Annotated in this window: 19 protein-coding genes; 13 read left to right on the top strand and 6 right to left on the bottom strand. The window is 69.9% G+C overall.

Going from position 1 to position 18,380, the window contains the following annotated elements; all coding sequences use genetic code 11:
- The first annotated feature begins 52 nt into the window (after positions 1-52).
- Both EV670_RS09270 and EV670_RS09265 read left to right on the top strand, forming a co-directional pair.
- Positions 53-802 carry an ABC transporter ATP-binding protein gene (locus tag EV670_RS09270; protein ID WP_130431550.1) on the top strand — a complete coding sequence of 250 codons (750 nt, stop codon included), beginning with the start codon at positions 53-55 and terminating at the stop codon, positions 800-802.
- Complete coding sequence (locus EV670_RS09265) at positions 795-1,583, top strand: ABC transporter permease (RefSeq protein ID WP_130431549.1); 789 nt, start codon at positions 795-797, stop codon at positions 1,581-1,583. Before EV670_RS09270 ends, EV670_RS09265 begins: the two co-directional genes overlap by 8 nt.
- Here EV670_RS09265 and EV670_RS09260 read toward each other — a convergent pair.
- Positions 1,580-2,005: a DUF1801 domain-containing protein gene (locus EV670_RS09260; RefSeq protein ID WP_130431548.1), complete on the bottom strand. Its 426-nt coding sequence runs from the start codon at positions 2,003-2,005 to the stop codon at positions 1,580-1,582. The two genes, EV670_RS09265 and EV670_RS09260, sit on opposite strands and share 4 nt — an antisense overlap.
- Before the next feature lie 38 nt (positions 2,006-2,043).
- Between EV670_RS09260 and EV670_RS09255 the strand changes: the two genes are divergently transcribed.
- Complete coding sequence (locus tag EV670_RS09255) at positions 2,044-3,063, top strand: ABC transporter substrate-binding protein (RefSeq protein WP_130431547.1); 1,020 nt, start codon at positions 2,044-2,046, stop codon at positions 3,061-3,063.
- A gap of 7 nt (positions 3,064-3,070) precedes the next feature.
- On the opposite strand, the gene EV670_RS09250 is transcribed toward EV670_RS09255, so the two are convergent.
- Positions 3,071-3,970: a response regulator gene (locus EV670_RS09250; RefSeq protein WP_165393283.1), complete on the bottom strand. Its 900-nt coding sequence runs from the start codon at positions 3,968-3,970 to the stop codon at positions 3,071-3,073.
- A 145-nt stretch (positions 3,971-4,115) separates the two neighbouring features.
- Between EV670_RS09250 and EV670_RS09245 the strand changes: the two genes are divergently transcribed.
- From EV670_RS09245 to EV670_RS09235, 3 genes are read left to right on the top strand one after another with little or no spacing between them, the layout of a single operon-like run.
- Positions 4,116-4,601 (top strand): glutathione peroxidase, encoded by a 486-nt coding sequence (locus EV670_RS09245; RefSeq protein WP_130431545.1) that lies wholly within the window; start codon positions 4,116-4,118, stop codon positions 4,599-4,601.
- Positions 4,602-4,612: 11 nt separating this feature from the next.
- Positions 4,613-5,839 (top strand): amino acid aminotransferase, encoded by a 1,227-nt coding sequence (locus EV670_RS09240; RefSeq protein ID WP_130431710.1) that lies wholly within the window; start codon positions 4,613-4,615, stop codon positions 5,837-5,839.
- 14 nt (positions 5,840-5,853) lie between these two features.
- Complete coding sequence (locus tag EV670_RS09235) at positions 5,854-6,273, top strand: VOC family protein (RefSeq protein ID WP_130431544.1); 420 nt, start codon at positions 5,854-5,856, stop codon at positions 6,271-6,273.
- A 7-nt stretch (positions 6,274-6,280) separates the two neighbouring features.
- Here EV670_RS09235 and EV670_RS09230 read toward each other — a convergent pair whose 3' ends face one another.
- Together EV670_RS09230 and EV670_RS09225 are read right to left on the bottom strand one after the other, a co-directional pair.
- Positions 6,281-6,928, bottom strand: coding sequence for a glutathione S-transferase family protein (locus EV670_RS09230; RefSeq protein WP_130431543.1), 648 nt, complete (start codon positions 6,926-6,928; stop codon positions 6,281-6,283).
- Between the two features lie 7 nt (positions 6,929-6,935).
- Positions 6,936-7,832 carry an EamA family transporter gene (locus tag EV670_RS09225; protein ID WP_130431542.1) on the bottom strand — a complete coding sequence of 299 codons (897 nt, stop codon included), beginning with the start codon at positions 7,830-7,832 and terminating at the stop codon, positions 6,936-6,938.
- A gap of 79 nt (positions 7,833-7,911) precedes the next feature.
- On the opposite strand from EV670_RS09225, the gene EV670_RS09220 reads away from it, so the two are divergent.
- On the top strand, positions 7,912-9,948 hold the full coding sequence (locus EV670_RS09220) for a S9 family peptidase (protein ID WP_130431541.1): 2,037 nt from the start codon (positions 7,912-7,914) through the stop codon (positions 9,946-9,948).
- A gap of 13 nt (positions 9,949-9,961) precedes the next feature.
- Here the strand turns inward: EV670_RS09220 and glpK are convergent, their stop codons facing one another.
- Together glpK and EV670_RS09210 are read right to left on the bottom strand one after the other, a co-directional pair.
- On the bottom strand, positions 9,962-11,449 hold the full coding sequence (gene glpK / locus EV670_RS09215; protein ID WP_130431540.1) for a glycerol kinase GlpK: 1,488 nt from the start codon (positions 11,447-11,449) through the stop codon (positions 9,962-9,964).
- Positions 11,450-11,466: 17 nt separating this feature from the next.
- Positions 11,467-12,231: a DeoR/GlpR family DNA-binding transcription regulator gene (locus EV670_RS09210; RefSeq protein WP_130431539.1), complete on the bottom strand. Its 765-nt coding sequence runs from the start codon at positions 12,229-12,231 to the stop codon at positions 11,467-11,469.
- 131 nt (positions 12,232-12,362) lie between these two features.
- Here EV670_RS09210 and glpD point away from each other — a divergent pair, with 131 nt between their 5' ends.
- The 6 genes from glpD (at position 12,363) to EV670_RS09180 (ending at position 18,270) form a co-directional block, all read left to right on the top strand.
- A complete protein-coding gene (glpD, locus tag EV670_RS09205; RefSeq protein WP_130431538.1) occupies positions 12,363-13,988 on the top strand; it encodes a glycerol-3-phosphate dehydrogenase in 1,626 nt (541 codons plus the stop codon).
- Positions 13,988-15,064, top strand: coding sequence for an ABC transporter ATP-binding protein (locus EV670_RS09200; protein WP_130431537.1), 1,077 nt, complete (start codon positions 13,988-13,990; stop codon positions 15,062-15,064). The genes glpD and EV670_RS09200 overlap by 1 nt, the downstream gene beginning before the upstream one ends.
- Position 15,065: 1 nt before the next feature.
- Positions 15,066-16,136 carry an ABC transporter ATP-binding protein gene (locus tag EV670_RS09195; protein ID WP_130431536.1) on the top strand — a complete coding sequence of 357 codons (1,071 nt, stop codon included), beginning with the start codon at positions 15,066-15,068 and terminating at the stop codon, positions 16,134-16,136.
- Between the two features lie 106 nt (positions 16,137-16,242).
- Positions 16,243-17,124, top strand: a complete 882-nt coding sequence (locus EV670_RS09190) for a carbohydrate ABC transporter permease (protein ID WP_130431535.1) — start codon at positions 16,243-16,245, stop codon at positions 17,122-17,124.
- Positions 17,117-17,950, top strand: a complete 834-nt coding sequence (locus EV670_RS09185; protein ID WP_130431534.1) for a carbohydrate ABC transporter permease — start codon at positions 17,117-17,119, stop codon at positions 17,948-17,950. The genes EV670_RS09190 and EV670_RS09185 overlap by 8 nt, the downstream gene beginning before the upstream one ends.
- Before the next feature lie 11 nt (positions 17,951-17,961).
- Entirely contained in the window at positions 17,962-18,270 is a 309-nt protein-coding gene (locus EV670_RS09180) for a DUF2160 domain-containing protein (protein WP_130431533.1), read from the top strand.
- The last annotated feature ends 110 nt before the right edge of the window (positions 18,271-18,380 follow it).

The raw sequence follows: 18,380 nt of genomic DNA, 5'->3' as shown, positions 1-18,380 counted from the left end.
CCTTCGACGAGCCGCCAGCACGCGCGGCCCGGTTCACGAGCCACCCCGACCGATGACGCCGCCGCTGCTTGCGCTGCACCAGGTCGACAAGCGCTTCGCGGGCGGTACGCTGGCATTGCAGGGGCTCGATCTGGCGATCGCCCGCGGCAGTTTCACCAGCCTGCTCGGCAGCTCCGGCTGCGGCAAGAGCACCTTGCTGCGCCTGCTGGCCGGCCTCGAGACGCCGACCGCCGGCCGCGTCGAACGCGCCGACGATGCGGTCGGCAACACCGGCTTCGTCTTCCAGCAACCGACCCTGATGCCGTGGGCGCGGGTCGCCGCCAACGTCGCGCTGCCCTTGCAACTGCAGCGGCGCCGGCAGGCCGAGATCGACACCGCCGTCGCGCCCGCGCTGGCCGCTGTCGGGCTGCAGGACTTCGGCAACGCCTTCCCGCGCGAGCTCTCTGGCGGCATGCAGATGCGCGCCTCGATCGCCCGCGCGCTGATCACGCGACCGGCGCTGCTGCTGCTCGACGAGCCCTTCGCCGCGCTCGACGAGATCACCCGCTTCCGCCTCAACGAGGACCTGCTCGCGCTGTGGCAGCGCGATGCCTTCACCGCCGTCTTCGTCACCCACAGCGTGGCCGAGGCGGTGTTCCTGAGCCAGCGCATCGTCGTGATGGCACCGCGGCCGGGGCGCGTCAGCGAGATCATCGGCCTCGATGCGCCGTACCCGCGCCACGCGGCATTCCGCGCCACCCCCGCCTTTGCCGAAGCCTGCATCCGGGTCTCGCAGGCACTGCTGAGGGCCAGCGATGGCTGAGCCGGCGATCGATCACCGCGGACGCTGGCTGACGCCGCTGCTCAGCACGCTGGCGATGCTCGCCGCGTGGGAGGCCGCGGTGCGCTGGTGGGAGATTCCGCCCTATCTGCTGCCGGGCCCGTTGCTGGTGGCGCGCACGCTGTTCGAGAACTTCGGCTCGCTGCTGCCGAGCTGGTGGTTCACCGTGAAGATCACCCTCGCCGCGCTCGCGCTCGCGGTGGTCGGCGGCGTGCTGCTGGCGGTGCTTTTCGCGCTCAGCCGGCGCGCCGAGGCGAGCCTGGCGCCGTTGGCGGTGGTGCTGCAGGTGACGCCGATCGTCGCGATCGCGCCGCTGATCCTGATCCTGGTCGACAGCACCACCGCGGCGCTGCTGGTCTGCGCCTTCATCGTCGCCTTCTTCCCGATCATGGCCAACACGCTGCAGGGGCTGCGCAGCGCCGACGCCAATCTGCGCGAACTGCTGCGGCTGTACCGCGCCACGCGCTGGCAGACGCTGCGCTACCTGCTGGTGCCGAGCGCGCTGCCCTACTTCATGGCCGGGCTCAAGATCGCCGGTGGCCTGGCGCTGATCGGCGCGGTGGTGGCCGAGTTCACCGCCGGAGCCGCCGGCCGCGAAACGGGGCTGGCCTCGCGCATCCTGGAGGCGAGCTTCAGAACCGAGATCCCGAAGATGTTCGCGGCACTGGTGCTGGTGTCGCTCACCGGCATCGGCATCCATCTCGCGATGCAGGCGCTCGCCCGGCGCGTGCTCGGGCGCTGGCACGACAGCGAGCGCGGCTAGTCGGGCAGCCGCCGTTCGGCCTGCGATCGCACCGCCGCGTCGAGCGCCTTCTCCAGCGCCGGCAACTGCACGTCGGCCAGGCGCTTGAGGTAGAGGCAGCCCTTGCCTTCCTTGAACTTGCCCTTGCCGCGCAGCGCGGCCGCGGCGTCCTCGAGCCCGCAGTCGAGGTAGAGCGCGAACTCGCGCTGGCGCGGCGCAAAGCCGATCAGCAGGCTCTCGCCCTGGCTGCCGTCGGCGTAGTCGATGCGCGCGCGGCCGAAGCCGACGATCGCCTCGCCCCACATCACCGGCGCGCTGCCGCTGGCGGTCTGCATCAGGCGCAGCAGCGTGGCGCTGTCCTCGCGCTTGGATTCGTTCTCGATGCGGCCGATGAAGGCATGCGCATCCTCGGTCGTCGGCTGCGTCTTGGCTTCGTATCCCATGGGCTTCTCCGGTTCGACCCCGACTCTATGATGAGCCGATGCGCACCACGATCCATCACCTGTTCATCGCCGGCCTGCTGGCACTCGCCGCGCCGCTGGCCGGCGCCGCCGACAAGGTGGTCTTCGGCACCAACTGGAAGGCCCAGGCCGCGCACGGTGGCTTCTACCAGGCGATCGCCGACGGCACCTACGCCAAGGCCGGGCTCGACGTGACGATCCGCCCCGGCGGCCCGCAGGTCAACAACCGCCCGTTGCTCCCGGCCGGCAGGATCGACTTCCTGATGACCGGCAACCTGCTGCACAGCTTCGACAACGTCAAGAACGGCGTACCGGTGGTGGTGGTGGCGGCGATGTTCCAGAAGGACCCGCAGGCGCTGTTCTCGCATCCGGGCGCTTATCGGACCTTCGCCGAACTCAACACCGCACCGGTGGCGTGGATCGCCAAGGACGCGCAGTTCTCCTGGTGGGCCTGGCTCAAGGCCGAGCATGGTTTTCGCGACGAGCAGCTGCGGCCCTACGCCTACAACCTCGGCCCCTTCCTCGCCAACAAGAGGAGCATCCAGCAGGGCTACGCGGTCGAGGAGCCGATCTCGATCCGCAGCCAGGGCGGCTTCGAGCCGCAGACCTGGCTGCTGGCCGACCATGGCTACAGCACCTACTCGACCACGATCGAGGCACGGGTCGAGACGGTGCAGAAGAACCCGGCGCTGGTGAAGCGCTTCGTCGAGGCCTCGATCATCGGCTGGGTCAACTACCTGCACGGCGATCGCAGCAAGGCCGACGCGCTGATCCGGCGCGACAACCCCGACATGCCGCAGGCCACGATCGACGCCTCTGCGGCGCTGATGAAGCAGCTCGGCATCGTCGACTCGGGCGACGCGCAGACGCTGGGCATCGGCGCGATGCGGCCGGAGCGCATCGCCGACTTCCACGCCAAGATGCTCAGGGCCGGGCTCTACAAGCCGGGCGAGGTCGACCTGAGCAAGGTGGCGACGACCGCCTTCGTCAACCAGGGCGTCGGCGTGGCGCTCGCCCGGCAACTGGGCGCCGGGCGCTGAAGGCGGCTCAGGCCGAGCGTGGGGGCGTGCCGAGGCGGTCCGCGACCGCCCGCGGAAGCACGAGCGGCGCCGGCGTGGCGGCTGCCGGCGTGCCGATGCGGGCCAGTTCCTCGCCGAGTGCCGCCGCCGTCACCGGCTTGACGCGATAGCTGTCGCAGCCAGCCAGCGAGGCGCGCACGCGGTCGGTGCCGCTGCTGCGCCCGGTGACCACGACGACCCGCGGACGCGGGCCGGCACGGTGGTGCAGTTCGTGGCACAGCACCAGGCCACCGAGCTCGTTGGCATCGCCGGCGTCGAGCGCGAGATCGACGAACACCGCGGCATAGGAGCGCACGGCGAGCCGGGCGCGCGCCTCGTGGGTGCTGGCCGCGACGTCGACGCGGCAGCCGAGGCGCTCGAGCTGCACCCGCAGGTACTGGCGCGCGACCTCGCTGTCGTCGACCACCAGCACCTCGTGCGCCGGAGCCGTCGCATCGACCGCAGGCGCGGGCACCGGCTCGGCGACGACCGGGCGTGACATGGCCGGCGCTTGTGCTGCCGGCCTTGCCGCCGGCAGCGACGCGCCCAGCAGCGTGCGCAACGCGCGCTGCACGGCCAGCGGATCGATCGGGCGCGGCAACAGCATGCCGGCGCCGTCGGGCGCTCGCGCGCCGATGAACACGGTGCTCGCCAGGCGGCCGGCGGCCCAGACCTGCTGCACGGCGTCCTGGTCGTCGGCGTTGGCGACGATCCAGCGCACCTGCGCCAGCGGGCGCGACGCCAGCTCGAAGGCCGGCACGTCGCGGACGAGCATGCGGAAGTAGGCCTCGAGCGATTGCCGCTCGAAACTGCCGAAGCCGACCAGTGCGACCGCTTCGGTCTTGCGCGGGCTGGCACCGGCCGGGGTAGTGGGTACTGATGAACTCATGACCGGATCGTCAGCCGCGCGCAAGACAGCGGCAATCCCACCTTGGAGCGACAGCTTTGTCGGTGCGTGACGGATGCCTCGATCCGTGCCGCTAGCATTGCGGCATCTACCCCGAACGAGCGGCCCGCGCGGGCCGAAACAGGCCATGACGACCGTCTACGACTTCGAAGCCCATGACATCGCCGGCAAGCCGATCAGGCTCGCCGACGCCCGCGGGCGCGTGCTGCTGATCGTCAACACCGCCAGCGCCTGCGGCTTCACGCCGCAGTTCGAGGGCCTGGAGAAGCTCTGGAAGAGCTACGGCGAGAAGGGCCTGACCGTGATCGGCTTTCCTAGCAACCAATTCGGCCAGCAGGACCCCGGCAACAACGACGAGATCGCCTCGTTCTGCCAGCTCAACTATGGCGTGAGCTTTCCGATGATGGCCAAGGTCGAGGTCAACGGCGCCGGCGCGCACCCGCTCTGGAAGTGGCTGACCAGCGAGAAGAAGGGCATCCTCGGCACCCAGGGCATCAAGTGGAACTTCACCAAGTTCCTGGTCGGCCGCGACGGCGAGGTGATCGCGCGCTACGCGCCGACCGACAAGCCCGAGTCGCTCGTCAAGGACATCGAGGCCGCGCTCGCGGCGTGAACGAGATCAGCATGTTCCAGCACATCGAGCCCTACGCCGGCGACCCGATCCTCACGCTCAACGAGGCCTTCGGCCGCGACCCGCGCACCGACAAGATCAACCTCAGCATCGGCATCTACTTCGACGACGAGGGCAAGCTGCCGGTGATGGCCGCGGTGCGCGCCGCCGAGGCGCAGCAACTGCAGGCCGCCGGCGTGCGGCCCTACCAGCCGATGGAGGGCGCCGCCAACTACCGGCAGGCGGTACAGCACCTGCTGTTCGGCGCCGAGCACGAGGCGGTCAAGAGCGGCCGCATTGCCACGCTGCAGACCATCGGCGGCTCCGGCGGCCTCAAGGTCGGCGCCGATTTCCTCAAGCGCTGGTTTCCCGACAGCGCGGTCTGGGTCAGCGACCCGACCTGGGACAACCACCGCGCGATGTTCGAGGGCGCCGGCTTCAAGGTCGGAACCTATCCCTACTACGACGCGGCGACCGGCGGCCTGGACTTCGAGGCGATGCTCGCCGCCATCGAGCAGTTGCCGGCGCGCAGCATCGTGCTGCTGCATGCCTGCTGCCACAACCCGAGCGGCGTCGATCTCACGCACGCGCAGTGGGCGCGGCTGATCCCGGTGATTGCGCGACGCGGGCTGATTCCCTACGTCGACATCGCCTACCAGGGCTTCGGCGACGGCATCGAGGAGGACGCCTGGGCGATCCGCGCGCTGGCGGCCGATCGGACGGCCGGCACGCCGATCAGCTTCTTCGTCGCCAGTTCCTTCTCGAAGAGCTTCTCGCTTTACGGCGAGCGCTGTGGCGCGCTGAGCGTGGTCTGCCCGGACGCGGCGCAGGCCGAGCTGGCGCTGGGCCAGCTGCGGGCGACGATCCGTCGCAACTACTCGAGCCCGCCGACCCATGGCGGCCAGCTCGTCGCGCGCGTGCTGCAGACGCCGGCGCTGCGCGCGCAGTGGGCGGCCGAGCTCGACGCGATGCGGGTGCGCATCGCCGCGCTGCGCCAGCGCCTGCATTCCGGGCTCGGCGAGCGCCTGCGCGCGGCCGGCGACACGCGCAACATCGACTACTTCATCACCCAGCGCGGCATGTTCAGCTACACCGGGCTGTCGGCCACACAGGTCGACCGCCTGCGCGAGGAGCACGCGGTCTACCTGGTGCGATCGGGCCGGATGTGCGCGGCCGGGCTGAACCCGAACAACGTCGACGCGGTCGCCGCGGCGCTGGCGACGGTGATGCTGAAGGACTGACACGGGAGCGCGCGATGAGTGAAGAGATCGACACCGGCAACCCGAGCGCGCTATCTCACGTCTCGCTCGGCACCAACCGCTACGCCGAAGCGGTGGTCTTCTACGACGCGGTGCTCGCCACGCTCGGCTGCACGCGCCTGATGGAGCACGAGGACGCCTGCTGCTGGGGCAAGGCCTATCCGGAGTTCTGGGTCCAGCGGCCGATCGACGGCCGGCCCGCCACGGTGGGCAACGGCAGCCACGTCGGCTTCGTCGCTGTCGACCCCGCCCAGGTCGACGCCTTCTGGGTCGCCGCGCTCGCCGCCGGCGCGCAGGGCGAGGGCGCCCCCGGCCCGCGCCCGCACTACGGCGCGCCCTACTACGGCTGCTTCGTGCGCGACCTCGACGGCCACAAGATCGAGGCTGCGTGCTGGGACGAGTCGCTGGCCGGCTAGTACGACCTCAGAACCAGGGCTCCGAGAGGCCCTCGTTGGCGAACATCCGCTGCACCGCCGGGCGCGCCAGCACGCGCTGCTGCCAGGCATGGATCGCCGGCCGGCTGCGCGCCGGGCGGGCGAAGTTGCGCGTCCAGCGACACAGCATGAAGGCGTAGATGTCGACGACCGAGTAGTTGGCGCCCAGCAGCCACGGCCCGCCGTGGCGCTCCAGTTCGGCCTCGATCTGCCCGAGCAACTCGCCGACCCGCGCCGTGGCGCGCGATTTGATGGCGGCGATCGCCACCGCGTCGGTGGCCTCGGTCTGGCGCTCGGGATAGAAGCACTGGATCAGCGTGGCCTGCAGCGTGTTGGTCAGCCAGACCAGCCACTGGTAGGCCTGCGCGCGCTCGGCGCTGCCCACGGGCGGCAGCAGGCCGGCGTCGGCATGAGTGTCGGCCAGGTGCAGGCAGATCGCGGCACTCTCGTAGAGCACCAGTTCGCCGTCGACCAGCACCGGGATCTTGCCGTTCGGATTGAGCGCGCGGTAGGCCGCGCTGTCGAGCGCGCCGGCGTCCTTGTCGACGAACAGGCGCTGGTAGGGCACGCCAAGCTCCTCGAGCACGATGTGCGGCGCCATGCTGGCGGTGCTGGGGTGGTAGTGCAACTGGATCATCGTTTTCTCATCGACTCACGGAGGGCAGGGCGGAAGAGGCGGCGCGCGTGCGTGCCGCCAGCAGGTTGAGCAGCAGGCCGGTCATCACCAGTGCCGCGGCGCCGAGCTTCCAGGCCGGCAGGCTCTCGCCGAGCCACCAGGCCGAGGCGCTGAAGCCGAACACCGGCACCAGCAGCGCCATCGGCGTGATGGTCGCGGCCGGGTGACGGTTGAGCAGCCAGCCCCAGGCGCCGTAGCCGAACAGCGTGTTGCCCACCGCCTGCCAGGCCACCGCGAGCCAGGTGCCGGTCGAGGCATGGAGCACGCCATCGCGCATGGCGGGCCAGCCGTCGAAGACAAGACTCATCAGCAGCAGCGGCGGCACCGCGAAGACGCTCGACCAGACCATGAAGCCGAGCATGTCGACGCCGCGTCCGGCGCCGCGCACCACCAGGTTGCCAAGCGCCCAGCACAGCGCCGCGGCCAGCACCAGCGCCAGGCCCCAGGCGGTCACGCTGGCCTCCAGGTTGAGCGCGATCACGCCCATGCCGGCCACCGCCAGCGCCAGCGCGCCGAACTGCAGCGGCTTGAAGCGCTCGCCGGTGGTCAGCGCGACCAGCGCGATCGTGAAGAAGACCTGGGTCTGGATCACCAGCGAAGCGAGGCCGGGCGAGATGTCCGCGCGCATCGCCAGGAACAGCAGGCCGAACTGGCCGGCGCCGAGCAGCACGCCGAAGGCCGCGAGCCGCCACCAGGCGACCGCCGGCTTGCGGACGAAGAGCAGGAATGGAAAGGCCGACAGCGCGAAGCGCAGCACCGCGAACAGGAACGGCGGCAACTCGGCCAGGCCGAGCTTGATGACGACGAAGTTCGTGCCCCAGACGGCGACCACGGCCAGGGCGAGCAGCAGGTGCGAGAAGGGCATCACGCCCATTGTCGGCCCGGCGCGACAGCGCTCGTCTAGAGTTCGGCGACATCACAAACAAGCTCGTCAGGGAGACAGCATGCAAACAAATCGTCCGGCGGGCGCGCTCTGGTCGCGCCTGGTCGCCGGTGGCCTGGCCGTACTGGCCCTGCTCTGCACGTCGGCACAGGCGGCGCCACCCTCGATCGACGACTTCTTCAAGGCACCGACCTTTGCCCAGGCGGCGCTGTCGCCCTCGGGGCGCTACCTGGCGGTCGGCGTCGGCCTGGCGACGGGTCGTGTCGGCCTGGGCGTGATCGACCTCGAGCAGCGCAACGCGGCGCCCAAGCTGGTGGCCAACTTCAGCGATGCCGACATCGGCTACTTTCAATGGCTCAACGACCGGCGCCTGATCTACACCGCCGCAGAGAATGACAAGGCAGCCGCGAACTTGAGCGGCGCCCGAGGCCTCTGGGCGATCGACCGCGATGGCGCCGACGGCCGCAAGCTGATCGAGCGGCGCACCTACGGCGTGTCCGACCAGTCCTCGCACATCGTCAGCAAGGTGCTGCCCTCGAGTTACGCCATCGAGGCGGTCCCGAGCGACGGCAGCGACGACGTGATCGTCGCCGAGGCGCGACGGGACAACGTGGGCGACTTCGTCGGCAGCGTGCCCTTTCGCCTCGATACGCGCAGTGGCGTCAAACGCATTCTCGGGCCGGTACCGGACACACGCATCACCTACTGGGTCTTCGACAGCCGCGGCGACGCGCGCGTCGCGGTGGCCCAGTCCGGCGGCAAGGCGCGCCTGTACTGGCGCGAGACCGGCAACGACAAGTGGACTCTGCTCGACGAGTACGAATCCAGGCTCAGCCAGAAGCTGACGCCGCTGTGGGTCGACGGCAACGAGCTCTACGTGACCGCCGGCGCCGGCGCGGCCTCCACGCGTTCGCTGTTCCGCTACGACGTGCCGACCCGCAAGATCGTGCCCGGCCCGGTCTTCACGATCGCCGGCTTCGACTACGGACGCGACTACCAGGTCGACCATGGCAGCGGCCGCGTCATCGCGATCCACTACGCGACCGATGCCGCCGGCACGCACTGGTTCGATCCGCAACTCAAGGCCGCGCAGCAGGAGGTCGACAAGCTGCTGCCGACCACGGTCAACCGGATCATCTGCACCCGCTGCACGGACGCACCGCGCCTGCTGGTGCGAGCCCACTCCGATCGCCAGCCTGCGCTGTACCTGCTGTTCGACACCCAGACCCGCAAGCTCGAGTACGTGGGTGGCGCTCGTCCGTGGATCGATGCAAAGCAGATGGCGACCCAGGACTTCGTTCGCATCAAGGCGCGCGATGGCATGTCGCTGCCGATCTACATCACCAAGCCGGCTGGGAAGAGCACACAGCCGCAGCCGGCGGTGGTGCTGGTGCACGGCGGCCCGCATGTGCGCGGCAATGTCTGGGGCTGGGACGCGGATGCGCAGTTCCTAGCCTCGCGCGGCTACATCGTGATCGAGCCCGAGTTCCGTGGTGGCGACGGCTTCGGCCTCAGACACCTGGAGGCCGGCTTCAAGCAATGGGGCCTGGCGATGCAGGACGACGTGACCGATGCCACCCACTGGGCCATCAAGGAGGCCGGCGTCGACCCCAAGCGCATCTGCATCGCCGGCGCCAGCTACGGCGGTTATGCGGCGCTGATGGGACTGGTGCGTGAGCCCGATCTCTACCGCTGCGGCATCAACTGGGTCGGGGTGACGGATCCCGAGTTCATGTTCTCGCTGCACTGGAGCGACTTTTCGGAGGAGGCGAAGCGATACGGTTTGCCGGTGATGCTTGGCGACCCCAAGGCCGACGCCGCACGCTTTGCCGCCACCTCGCCGCTGAAGCAGGCCGACAAGATCAACCAGCCGCTGCTGCTGGCCTACGGCGGCGTCGACCGCCGTGTGCCGATCAAGCATGGCACCGCGTTCCGCGACGCCGTCATCCGACACAACAAGGACGTCGAGTGGGTCGCCTACGGCGACGAGGGCCACGGCTGGGGTTCGATGGAAAACAAGCGCGACTTCTGGGGTCGGGTCGAGAAGTTCCTAGCGCGCAACATCGGCGAGGTGGCGCCCGCCGTCGCCTCCAAGTAGCAGGTGCCGCAGCTCAGCCCGCCACCGCCTGCCTGACCGCGCGCTCCCAGCGTTCCATCAGCTCGGCCGCGCGCTCGCGCGGCAGCGTCGGCAGGAAACGGCGCTCGACGCGCCAGTTGCGGCTGAGTTCGTCGAGCCCCGCGTAGACGCCGCAGGCCAGGCCCGCCAGGTAGGCGGCGCCGAGCGCGGTGGTCTCGATCACCTGCGGGCGCACCACCGGGATGCCGAGCAGGTCGGCCTGGAACTGCATCAGCATGTCGTTGACGCAGGCGCCGCCGTCGACGCGCAGCTCGGTCACTGCGGCCTCGGCACCGAGGTCGCGGCTCATCGCCTGCAGCAGCGCCGCGCTCTGGAAGGCGATGCTCTCGAGCGCGGCGCGCGCGATGTGGGCCACGGTGCTGCCGCGCGTGAGGCCGACGATCGCGCCGCTCGCCTCGGGCCGCCAGTAGGGCGCGCCGAGGCCGGTGAAGGCCGGCACGAAGACCACGCCGCCGGCATCGGGCACGCTCTCGGCAAGCGCCTGCACCTCGCCGCTGCCCTTGATCGCGCGCAGCCCGTCGCGCAGCCACTGCACCACCGCGCCGCCGATGAAGACGCTGCCTTCGAGCGCGAACTCGGGCCGTGCGGTGGGCTGCGCCGCGCTGGTGGTGATCAGGCCGTTGGCCGAGGAGCGGAACTCGGTGCCGGTGTGCATCAGCATGAAGCAGCCGGTGCCGTAGGTGTTCTTGGCCAGGCCGGCGCTGAAGCAAGCCTGGCCGAACAGCGCCGCCTGCTGGTCGCCGGCGATGCCGCCGATCGCCACCGGCGCGCCGAGCAGCGCGGACTCGCTGTGACCGTAGAGATGGGCCGAGGGCCGCACCTGCGGCAGCAGCTCGCGCGGGATGTCCAGCGCGGCCAGCAGTTCTTCGTCCCACTCGTTGCGGTGCACGTCGAGCAACATCGTGCGCGAGGCGTTGCTGACGTCGGTGGCATGGACGCGGCCGCCGGTGAGTCGCCACAGCAGCCAGCTGTCAACGGTTCCGAAGGCGAGCTCGCCGCGCCGCGCCGCATCGCGCGCACCGGGCACGTGGTCGAGGATCCACTTGAGCTTGGTGCCCGAGAAGTAGGCGTCGATGATCAGCCCGGTCTTGCGCCGCACCAGCGGCTCCAGCCCCTGGGCGCGCAGCGCGGCGCAGGTCGGCTCGGCGCGCCGGTCCTGCCAGACGATCGCGTTGTGGATCGGCTCGCCGCTGGCCCGGTTCCAGACCACCGTGGTCTCGCGCTGGTTGGTGATGCCCAGCGCCGCCACCTCGCCGGCCTTCAGCCCGGCCTTGGCCAGCACCTCGCGGGCGGTCTCGAGCTGGGTGCTCCACAGTTCACGCGGGTCGTGCTCGACCCAACCCGGCTGCGGGTAGATCTGGCGGATCTCGCGCTGCGCGAGCGCGACCACCCGACCGGCGCGGTCGAAGACGATGCTGCGTGAACTCGAAGTGCCCTGATCGAGGGCGAGCAGGTAGCTCATCTGGACCTTCTCCTCGTTCAACCGGCAACGACGCACTCCACGCCGGCTTCCTCGAGCAGCAGCGCAAAGGGCGGTGGCGGCGGCGCGTCGGTGAACAGGCGATCGAGCTGGCGCACATGGCCCAGTTCCACCATCGCCGGCCGGTTGAACTTGCTGGCGTCGGTTGCCAGCCAGACCTCGCGGCTGTGCTCGAGGATCGCGCGCGCCACCTTGACCTCGCGGTAATCGTAGTCGCGCAGCGTGCCGTCGGGTTCGATGCCGGAGATGCCGATCAGGCCGATGTCGACCTTGAACTGGCGGATGAAGTCCACCGTCGCCTCGCCGACGATGCCGCGGTCGCGCGCGCGCACAACGCCGCCGGCGACGATCAGCTCGCAGTCGGGGTTGTCGCAGAGGATCGCCGCGACGTTGAGGTTGTTGGTGATGACGCGCAGCCCGCGGTGGTGCAGCAGCTCGCGCGCCACCGCCTCGGTGGTGGTGCCGATGTTGAGGATCAGCGAGCAACCCTGCGGCACGCGCGCGGCGATCGCGCGCGCGATGCGCGACTTGCCCTCGGCCTGCAGCGCCTGGCGCTGGCGGTAGGCGATGTTCTCGGTGGTCGAGCCGGGCGTGCGCACACCGCCGTGAAAGCGCACCGCCAGCCCGGCCTCGGCCAGCCGCTGCACGTCGCGGCGCACCGTCTGCAGCGTCACGCCGAAGCGCTCGGCCAGCGCCTCGACGGTGAGCGAGCCCTGGGCACGCAGGGCCTCGAGCAGCTGGACCTGGCGGGGGTTGGGCGTCATGGGCGAGGCGGGGCTGATTGCGCGTTGCCAGCCTAAACGAACACAAACGAAACAAAACGCGGGAAAACGACGATGTCCAAGCGCACCTGCCGGCGTAAAACGAACGCCGATCTCGCAGGAGCCCGCGCCCCGTGAACCCCTTGTCGACGGATCTGTCCGCTGCCACCGCTGCGCCCGGCGCGCCGGTGCCGGATTGCGACGTGCTGGTGGTCGGCGGCGGCATCAACGGCTGCGGCATCGCGCGCGACCTCGCCGGCCGCGGTTATCGCGTGCTGCTGTGCGAGCGCGACGACCTCGCCTCGCACACCTCCTCGTCATCGACCAAGCTGATCCACGGTGGCCTGCGCTACCTCGAGTACTACGAGTTCTCGCTGGTGCGCAAGGCGCTGGCCGAGCGCGAGGTGCTGCTCAAGAGCGCGCCGCACATCATGTGGCCGCTGCGCTTCGTGATGCCGCACGACGCCGCGATGCGCCCGGCCTGGATGGTGCGCATCGGCCTGTTCCTCTACGACCACCTGGCGCGGCGCGAGGTGCTGCCCGGCTCGCGCGGCATCGACCTGCGCACGCACGAGGCCGGCGCGCCGCTCAAGCCCGAGTTCAGCCGCGGCTTCGTCTACAGCGACGGCTGGGTCGACGATGCGCGGCTGGTGGTGCTCAACGCGATCGACGCCGCCGCGCGCGGCGCGCGGGTGCTGACGCGCACCCGCTGCAGCGCCGCGCAGCGCATGGCCGACGGCTGGCAGGCGACGCTGGCGACCGAGGACGGCGCCGTGCTCTCGGTGCGCGCCCGCGCGCTGGTCAACGCCGCCGGCCCCTGGGCCGAGGGCTTCCTGCGCGGCACGGCAAGGCCGGTGGCCGGCGAGGCGCTGGCCACGCGCAGCCTGCGCCTGGTCAAGGGCAGCCACATCGTGGTGCCGCGCTGCTTCGCGCATGACCACGCCTACATCTTCCAGAACCCGGACCGCCGGATCATCTTCGCGATCCCCTACGAGGGCGATTTCACGCTGATCGGCACCACCGATGTCGAGATCGAGGGCGACGATCCCGGTGCCGCGCGCATCGATGCCGACGAGATCGCCTACCTCTGCGAGCAGGCCAGCCGCTACTTCCGCCAGCCGCTGCGCCCGGCCGACGTGGTCTGGAGCTACTCCGGCGTGCGCCCGCTGCTCGACGACGCCTCGGGCGACCCGAGCGCAGTGACACGCGACTACCTGCTCGAAGCGCAGGGCGGCGTCGGAGACGGCGCCGGCGCCCAGGCGCCGCTGCTCACCGTCTGGGGCGGCAAGATCACGACCTTCCGCAAGCTGGCCGAGGACGCCGCCGACGAGATCGGTCGCCAGCTCGGCGAGCGGCGCGCGGCCTGGACCGAGGGCTCCTTCCTGCCCGGCGGCGATCTGTCGGCCTGGATCGGCGCGCCGCGGCGCCCCGATGCCGATTTCGAACGCTTCCTGCTCGAGCTTCGGCGGCGCCATGCCTGGCTGCCGCCGACGCTGGCACGCCGGCTGGCGCGCGCCTATGGCAGCCGCGTCGATCGCGTCATCGGCAGCGCGATGGCGCCGGCCGGCCTGGGCGCCGAGATCGTGCCCGGCGTCTTCGAGGCCGAACTGCAGTACCTGCAGCGCGAGGAATGGGCCACGCGCGCCGACGACGTTCTGTGGCGCCGCTCCAAGCTCGGGCTGCACCTGAACGCCGGCGAACGCGCGCGCGTCGGTGCCTGGCTCGACGCCGCAGCCGTTCAACTCACCGAGACCGCCTGATGCAACTGGTGCTCGAACAGATCAGCCAGAAGGTCGGCGCCGCCGAGCATCTGTACCCGCTCGACCTGGCGCTGCAGCCGCGCGCGGTGACGGTGCTGCTCGGCGCGACGCAGGCCGGCAAGACCTCGCTGATGCGCGTGATGGCCGGGCTCGACCGGCCCAGCCACGGCAAGGTGCGCGTCGATGGCGTCGACGTCACCGGCAAGCCGGTGCGCGAGCGCAACATCTCGATGGTCTACCAGCAGTTCATCAACTACCCCTCGCTGAGCGTGGCCGACAACATCGCCTCGCCGCTGAAGCTGCGCGGCGGACTCGACGCGGCGGCGGTGCGGGCGCGGGTCGAGGAACTGGCGCGCAAGCTGCACATCGACGCCTTCCTCGAGCGGCTGCCGGCCGAGCTCTCGGGCGGCCAGCAGCAGCGCGTGGCGCTGGCACGCGCACTGGCCAAGGACGCACCGCTGATGCTGCTCGACGAGCCGCTGGTCAACCTCGACTACAAGCTGCGCGAGGAGTTGCGCGAGGAACTCGCCGCGCTGTTCGCGGCCGGCGACTCGACCGTGGTCTACGCCACCACCGAACCCGGCGAGGCGCTGCTGCTGGGCGGCTACACCGCGGTGCTCGATGCCGGCGAGCTGCTGCAGTACGGGCCGACGACCGAGGTCTTCCATCGGCCGGAATCGCTGCGCGTGGCGCGTGCCTTCAGCGATCCGCCGATGAACCTGATCGCAGCCGAGGCGTTGGAGGGAGGCGTGCGGCTGCAGGGTGGGCTGCTGCTGCCGCTGGCGTTGCCGCCAGGCGCATCGCGCGAACTCACGGTCGGCGTGCGCGCCGCGGCGCTGCGCGCGCAGGCGCGGCCGGGCGACACCGCGCTCGTCGGCCAAGTCGAACTGGCCGAGATCTCGGGCTCCGACACCTTCGTCCACGCAGCCACCACGGTCGGCGATGTGGTGGCGCAACTGACCGGGGTGCATTACTTCGATCTGGGCGCGGCGATCACGCTGCACCTGGACCCGGCCCAGGCCTATGTCTTCGACGCCGGCGGCGATCTGCTGCTCGCTCCCGAGCGAAAGCACTGAGATGGCCCGCATCGACCTCGACCTCGCGCACGCCTACCGGCCCGACCCGAAGGCCGACAGCGACTACGCGCTGCTGCCGCTGAAGATGCGCTTCGAGGACGGCGGCGCCTACGCGCTGCTCGGCCCCTCGGGCTGCGGCAAGACCACGCTGCTCAACATCGTCTCGGGCCTGCTGCGGCCCTCGCAGGGCACGGTCAGCTTCGACGGTCGCGATGTCACGTCGGAGAGCCCGCAGCAGCGCAACATCGCCCAGGTGTTCCAGTTCCCGGTCATCTACGACACGATGACCGTGGCGCAGAACCTGGCGTTTCCGCTGCGCAACCGCAAGGTGGCGCCGGACAAGATCGCGGCCCGCGTCGGCCGCGTGGCCGAGATGCTAGAGCTCAGCGCCCAGCTCGACCAGCGCGCCGCCGGCCTGGCCGCCGATGCCAAGCAGAAGATCTCGCTCGGCCGCGGCCTCGTGCGCGAGGACGTCTCGGCGGTGTTGTTCGACGAGCCGCTGACGGTGATCGACCCGCACCTCAAGTGGCAGCTGCGGCGCAAGCTCAAGCAGATCCACCACGAGCTGAAGCTGACGCTGATCTACGTCACGCACGACCAGGTCGAGGCGCTGACCTTCGCCGACCAGGTGGTGGTGATGACGCGCGGTCGCGCGGTGCAGATCGGCTCGGCGAGCGATCTGTTCGAGCGCCCGGCGCACAGCTTCGTCGGCCACTTCATCGGCTCGCCCGGCATGAACTTTTTGCCGGCGCGCGTCAGTGCCGGCGCGCTCGAGATCGCCGGCCACCGCTTGCCGCTGCCGCGAGCCATCGCGGATGGCGAGATCAAGCTCGGCGTGCGCCCCGAGTACGTCCGGCTGGCCGCGCCCGGCAGCACCGGCGCGCTGCCGGTGCAGGTGGTGCAGGCGCAGGACATCGGCACCTACACGCTGCTCGGCGCGCGCATCGGCGAGCACGCGATCAAGGCCCGGCTGGCACCCGAACTGGCCGCGCCGACGGTTGGCAGCAGCGTCTGGCTGCAGGTGGTGGGCGAGCACACATGCTTCTACCGGGATGAGGAGCTGATCGCATGAGCCGCGGAAGAGGGGCCCCGCGCAGCGGGGATCGAAGCGCGAATGCGATCGCAGCGCCGACCGCTCGCTGCAACGCGGCACTCCCGCGACCGGAGGCGATGGCAGCATGAAGCCCTTCAACAACAAGGCCTGGTGGCTGATCCTGCCGGTGATGATCAGCGTCGCCTTCTCGGCGATCCTGCCGCTGATGACGGTGGTGAACTACTCGGTGCAGGACATCATCTCGCCCGAGCGCCGTGTCTTCGTCGGCACCGAGTGGTTCGCGTCGGTGATGCGCGACGAGGAGTTGCACGCGGCGCTGCTGCGCCAGCTCGGCTTCTCGTTCTCGGTGCTGCTGATCGAGATCCCGCTCGGCATCGCGCTCGCGCTGGCGATGCCGGCCCAGGGCTGGAGAGCCTCGCTGGTGCTGGTCACGGTCGCGCTGTCGCTGCTGATCCCGTGGAACGTGGTCGGCACCATCTGGCAGATCTTCGGCCGCACCGACATCGGCCTGCTCGGCGCCACGCTGGCGCGGCTGGGCTTCGACTACAGCTACACCGGCAACGCGACGCATGCCTGGCTCACGGTGCTGGCGATGGACGTCTGGCACTGGACGCCGCTGGTGGCGCTGCTCTGCTACGCCGGGCTGCGCGCGATCCCCGACGCCTACTACCAGGCCGCGCGCATCGACGGCGCCAGCCAGTGGGCGGTGTTCACCTACATCCAGCTGCCCAAGCTGCGCGGCGTGCTGATGATCGCGGTGCTGCTGCGCTTCATGGACAGCTTCATGATCTACACCGAGCCTTTCGTGCTGACCGGCGGCGGGCCCGGCAACGCGACCACCTTCCTCAGCCAGTACCTGACGCAGAAGGCGGTCGGCCAGTTCGACCTCGGGCCGGCGGCGGCCTTCTCGCTGATCTACTTCCTGATCATCCTGCTGCTGTGCTTCATCCTCTACAACTGGATGCAGCGGGTCGGCACCACCGATGGCGAGGCCGGCCATGAGTGAAGTTCGCCACCACGAGCGTGAACGCTGGCTGCAGAAGCGGACGGTGTTCCTGACGCTGTACCTGATCTTCGCGCTGGTGCCGATCTACTGGATGCTCAACATGAGCTTCAAGAGCAACGAGGAGATCCTGTCGAGCTTCTCGCTGTGGCCCATCAATTTCACCTGGCAGAACTACCGCACGATCTTCACCGACCCGTCCTGGTACTCGGGCTACATCAACTCGCTGATCTACGTGGCGATCAACACGGTGATCTCGCTGACCGTCGCGCTGCCGGCGGCGTATGCCTTTTCGCGCTACCGCTTCATCGGCGACAAGCATGTGTTCTTCTGGCTGCTGACCAACCGCATGACGCCGCCGGCGGTGTTCCTGCTGCCCTTCTTCCAGCTCTACACCACGCTCGGGCTGATGGACACGCACCTCGCGGTGGCGCTGGCGCACCTGGTCTTCAACGTGCCGCTGGCGGTCTGGATCCTCGAGGGCTTCATGAGCGGCGTGCCGCGCGAGATCGACGAGACCGCCTACATCGACGGCTACAGCTTTCCGCGCTTCTTCCTCACGCTGTTCCTGCCGCTGATCAAGGCCGGCGTCGGCGTCGCGGCCTTCTTCGCCTTCATGTTCAGCTGGGTCGAGCTGCTGCTGGCGCGCACGCTGACCAGCGTCAACGCCAAGCCGATCGTCGCGACGATGACGCGCACCGTCAGCGCCTCCGGCATGGACTGGGCGGTGCTCGCCGCGGCCGGCGTGCTGACCATCGTGCCTGGCGCGATCGTGATCTGGTTCGTGCGGCACTACATCGCCAAGGGCTTTGCGATGGGCCGCGTCTAGGAGCGAATGCAATGTTCGACTGGATGGTCTGGACCCTCCCGGTGGCCGTGTTCTTCACGTGCATCGCGCTGATGCTCGTCGGCATGACTGTGTGGGAGATGAAGTCGCCGACCACCACCCGCAAGGGCTGGCTGCCGATCGCCACCACCCGCGGTGACCGGCTGTTCATCGGACTGCTGCTCGCGGCCTACATCAATCTCGTGTTCATCGGCCTGGCCGGCAAGTTCGCGCAATGGTTTTCGCTCGAGCAGGAGCCGAGCATCTGGATCAGCTTCCTGTTCTCGATGGCCGTGCTGGCGCTCGTCATGAGAAAGGGTTGACGAGCCACGCGGCAACACCGATTCCAGACGGAGAGATGCGGCCCACCCACTTCCCCGGGGCCGATGCATCCACACCGCAGACGGGGAAGAACAGCCTGAGGAGACACAAG

It is taken from the genome of Rivibacter subsaxonicus, assembly GCF_004217215.1.
GTDB lineage: Bacteria > Pseudomonadota > Gammaproteobacteria > Burkholderiales > Burkholderiaceae_C > Rivibacter > Rivibacter subsaxonicus.
This window is presented reverse-complemented; position numbering and strand designations above follow the sequence as displayed.

What these genes read in the sequence shown, in the direction of transcription:
- EV670_RS09270 (WP_130431550.1), top strand. Translation starts at nt 53, where the DNA reads ATGACGCCGCCGCTGCTTGCGCTGCACCAGGTCGACAAGCGCTTCGCG.
- EV670_RS09265 (WP_130431549.1), top strand. Translation starts at nt 795, where the DNA reads ATGGCTGAGCCGGCGATCGATCACCGCGGACGCTGGCTGACGCCGCTG.
- EV670_RS09260 (WP_130431548.1), bottom strand. Translation starts at nt 2,005, where the DNA reads ATGGGATACGAAGCCAAGACGCAGCCGACGACCGAGGATGCGCATGCC.
- EV670_RS09255 (WP_130431547.1), top strand. Translation starts at nt 2,044, where the DNA reads ATGCGCACCACGATCCATCACCTGTTCATCGCCGGCCTGCTGGCACTC.
- EV670_RS09250 (WP_165393283.1), bottom strand. Translation starts at nt 3,970, where the DNA reads ATGAGTTCATCAGTACCCACTACCCCGGCCGGTGCCAGCCCGCGCAAG.
- EV670_RS09245 (WP_130431545.1), top strand. Translation starts at nt 4,116, where the DNA reads ATGACGACCGTCTACGACTTCGAAGCCCATGACATCGCCGGCAAGCCG.
- EV670_RS09240 (WP_130431710.1), top strand. Translation starts at nt 4,613, where the DNA reads ATGTTCCAGCACATCGAGCCCTACGCCGGCGACCCGATCCTCACGCTC.
- EV670_RS09235 (WP_130431544.1), top strand. Translation starts at nt 5,854, where the DNA reads ATGAGTGAAGAGATCGACACCGGCAACCCGAGCGCGCTATCTCACGTC.
- EV670_RS09230 (WP_130431543.1), bottom strand. Translation starts at nt 6,928, where the DNA reads ATGATCCAGTTGCACTACCACCCCAGCACCGCCAGCATGGCGCCGCAC.
- EV670_RS09225 (WP_130431542.1), bottom strand. Translation starts at nt 7,832, where the DNA reads ATGCCCTTCTCGCACCTGCTGCTCGCCCTGGCCGTGGTCGCCGTCTGG.
- EV670_RS09220 (WP_130431541.1), top strand. Translation starts at nt 7,912, where the DNA reads ATGCAAACAAATCGTCCGGCGGGCGCGCTCTGGTCGCGCCTGGTCGCC.
- glpK (WP_130431540.1), bottom strand. Translation starts at nt 11,449, where the DNA reads ATGAGCTACCTGCTCGCCCTCGATCAGGGCACTTCGAGTTCACGCAGC.
- EV670_RS09210 (WP_130431539.1), bottom strand. Translation starts at nt 12,231, where the DNA reads ATGACGCCCAACCCCCGCCAGGTCCAGCTGCTCGAGGCCCTGCGTGCC.
- EV670_RS09200 (WP_130431537.1), top strand. Translation starts at nt 13,988, where the DNA reads ATGCAACTGGTGCTCGAACAGATCAGCCAGAAGGTCGGCGCCGCCGAG.
- EV670_RS09195 (WP_130431536.1), top strand. Translation starts at nt 15,066, where the DNA reads ATGGCCCGCATCGACCTCGACCTCGCGCACGCCTACCGGCCCGACCCG.
- EV670_RS09190 (WP_130431535.1), top strand. Translation starts at nt 16,243, where the DNA reads ATGAAGCCCTTCAACAACAAGGCCTGGTGGCTGATCCTGCCGGTGATG.
- EV670_RS09185 (WP_130431534.1), top strand. Translation starts at nt 17,117, where the DNA reads ATGAGTGAAGTTCGCCACCACGAGCGTGAACGCTGGCTGCAGAAGCGG.
- EV670_RS09180 (WP_130431533.1), top strand. Translation starts at nt 17,962, where the DNA reads ATGTTCGACTGGATGGTCTGGACCCTCCCGGTGGCCGTGTTCTTCACG.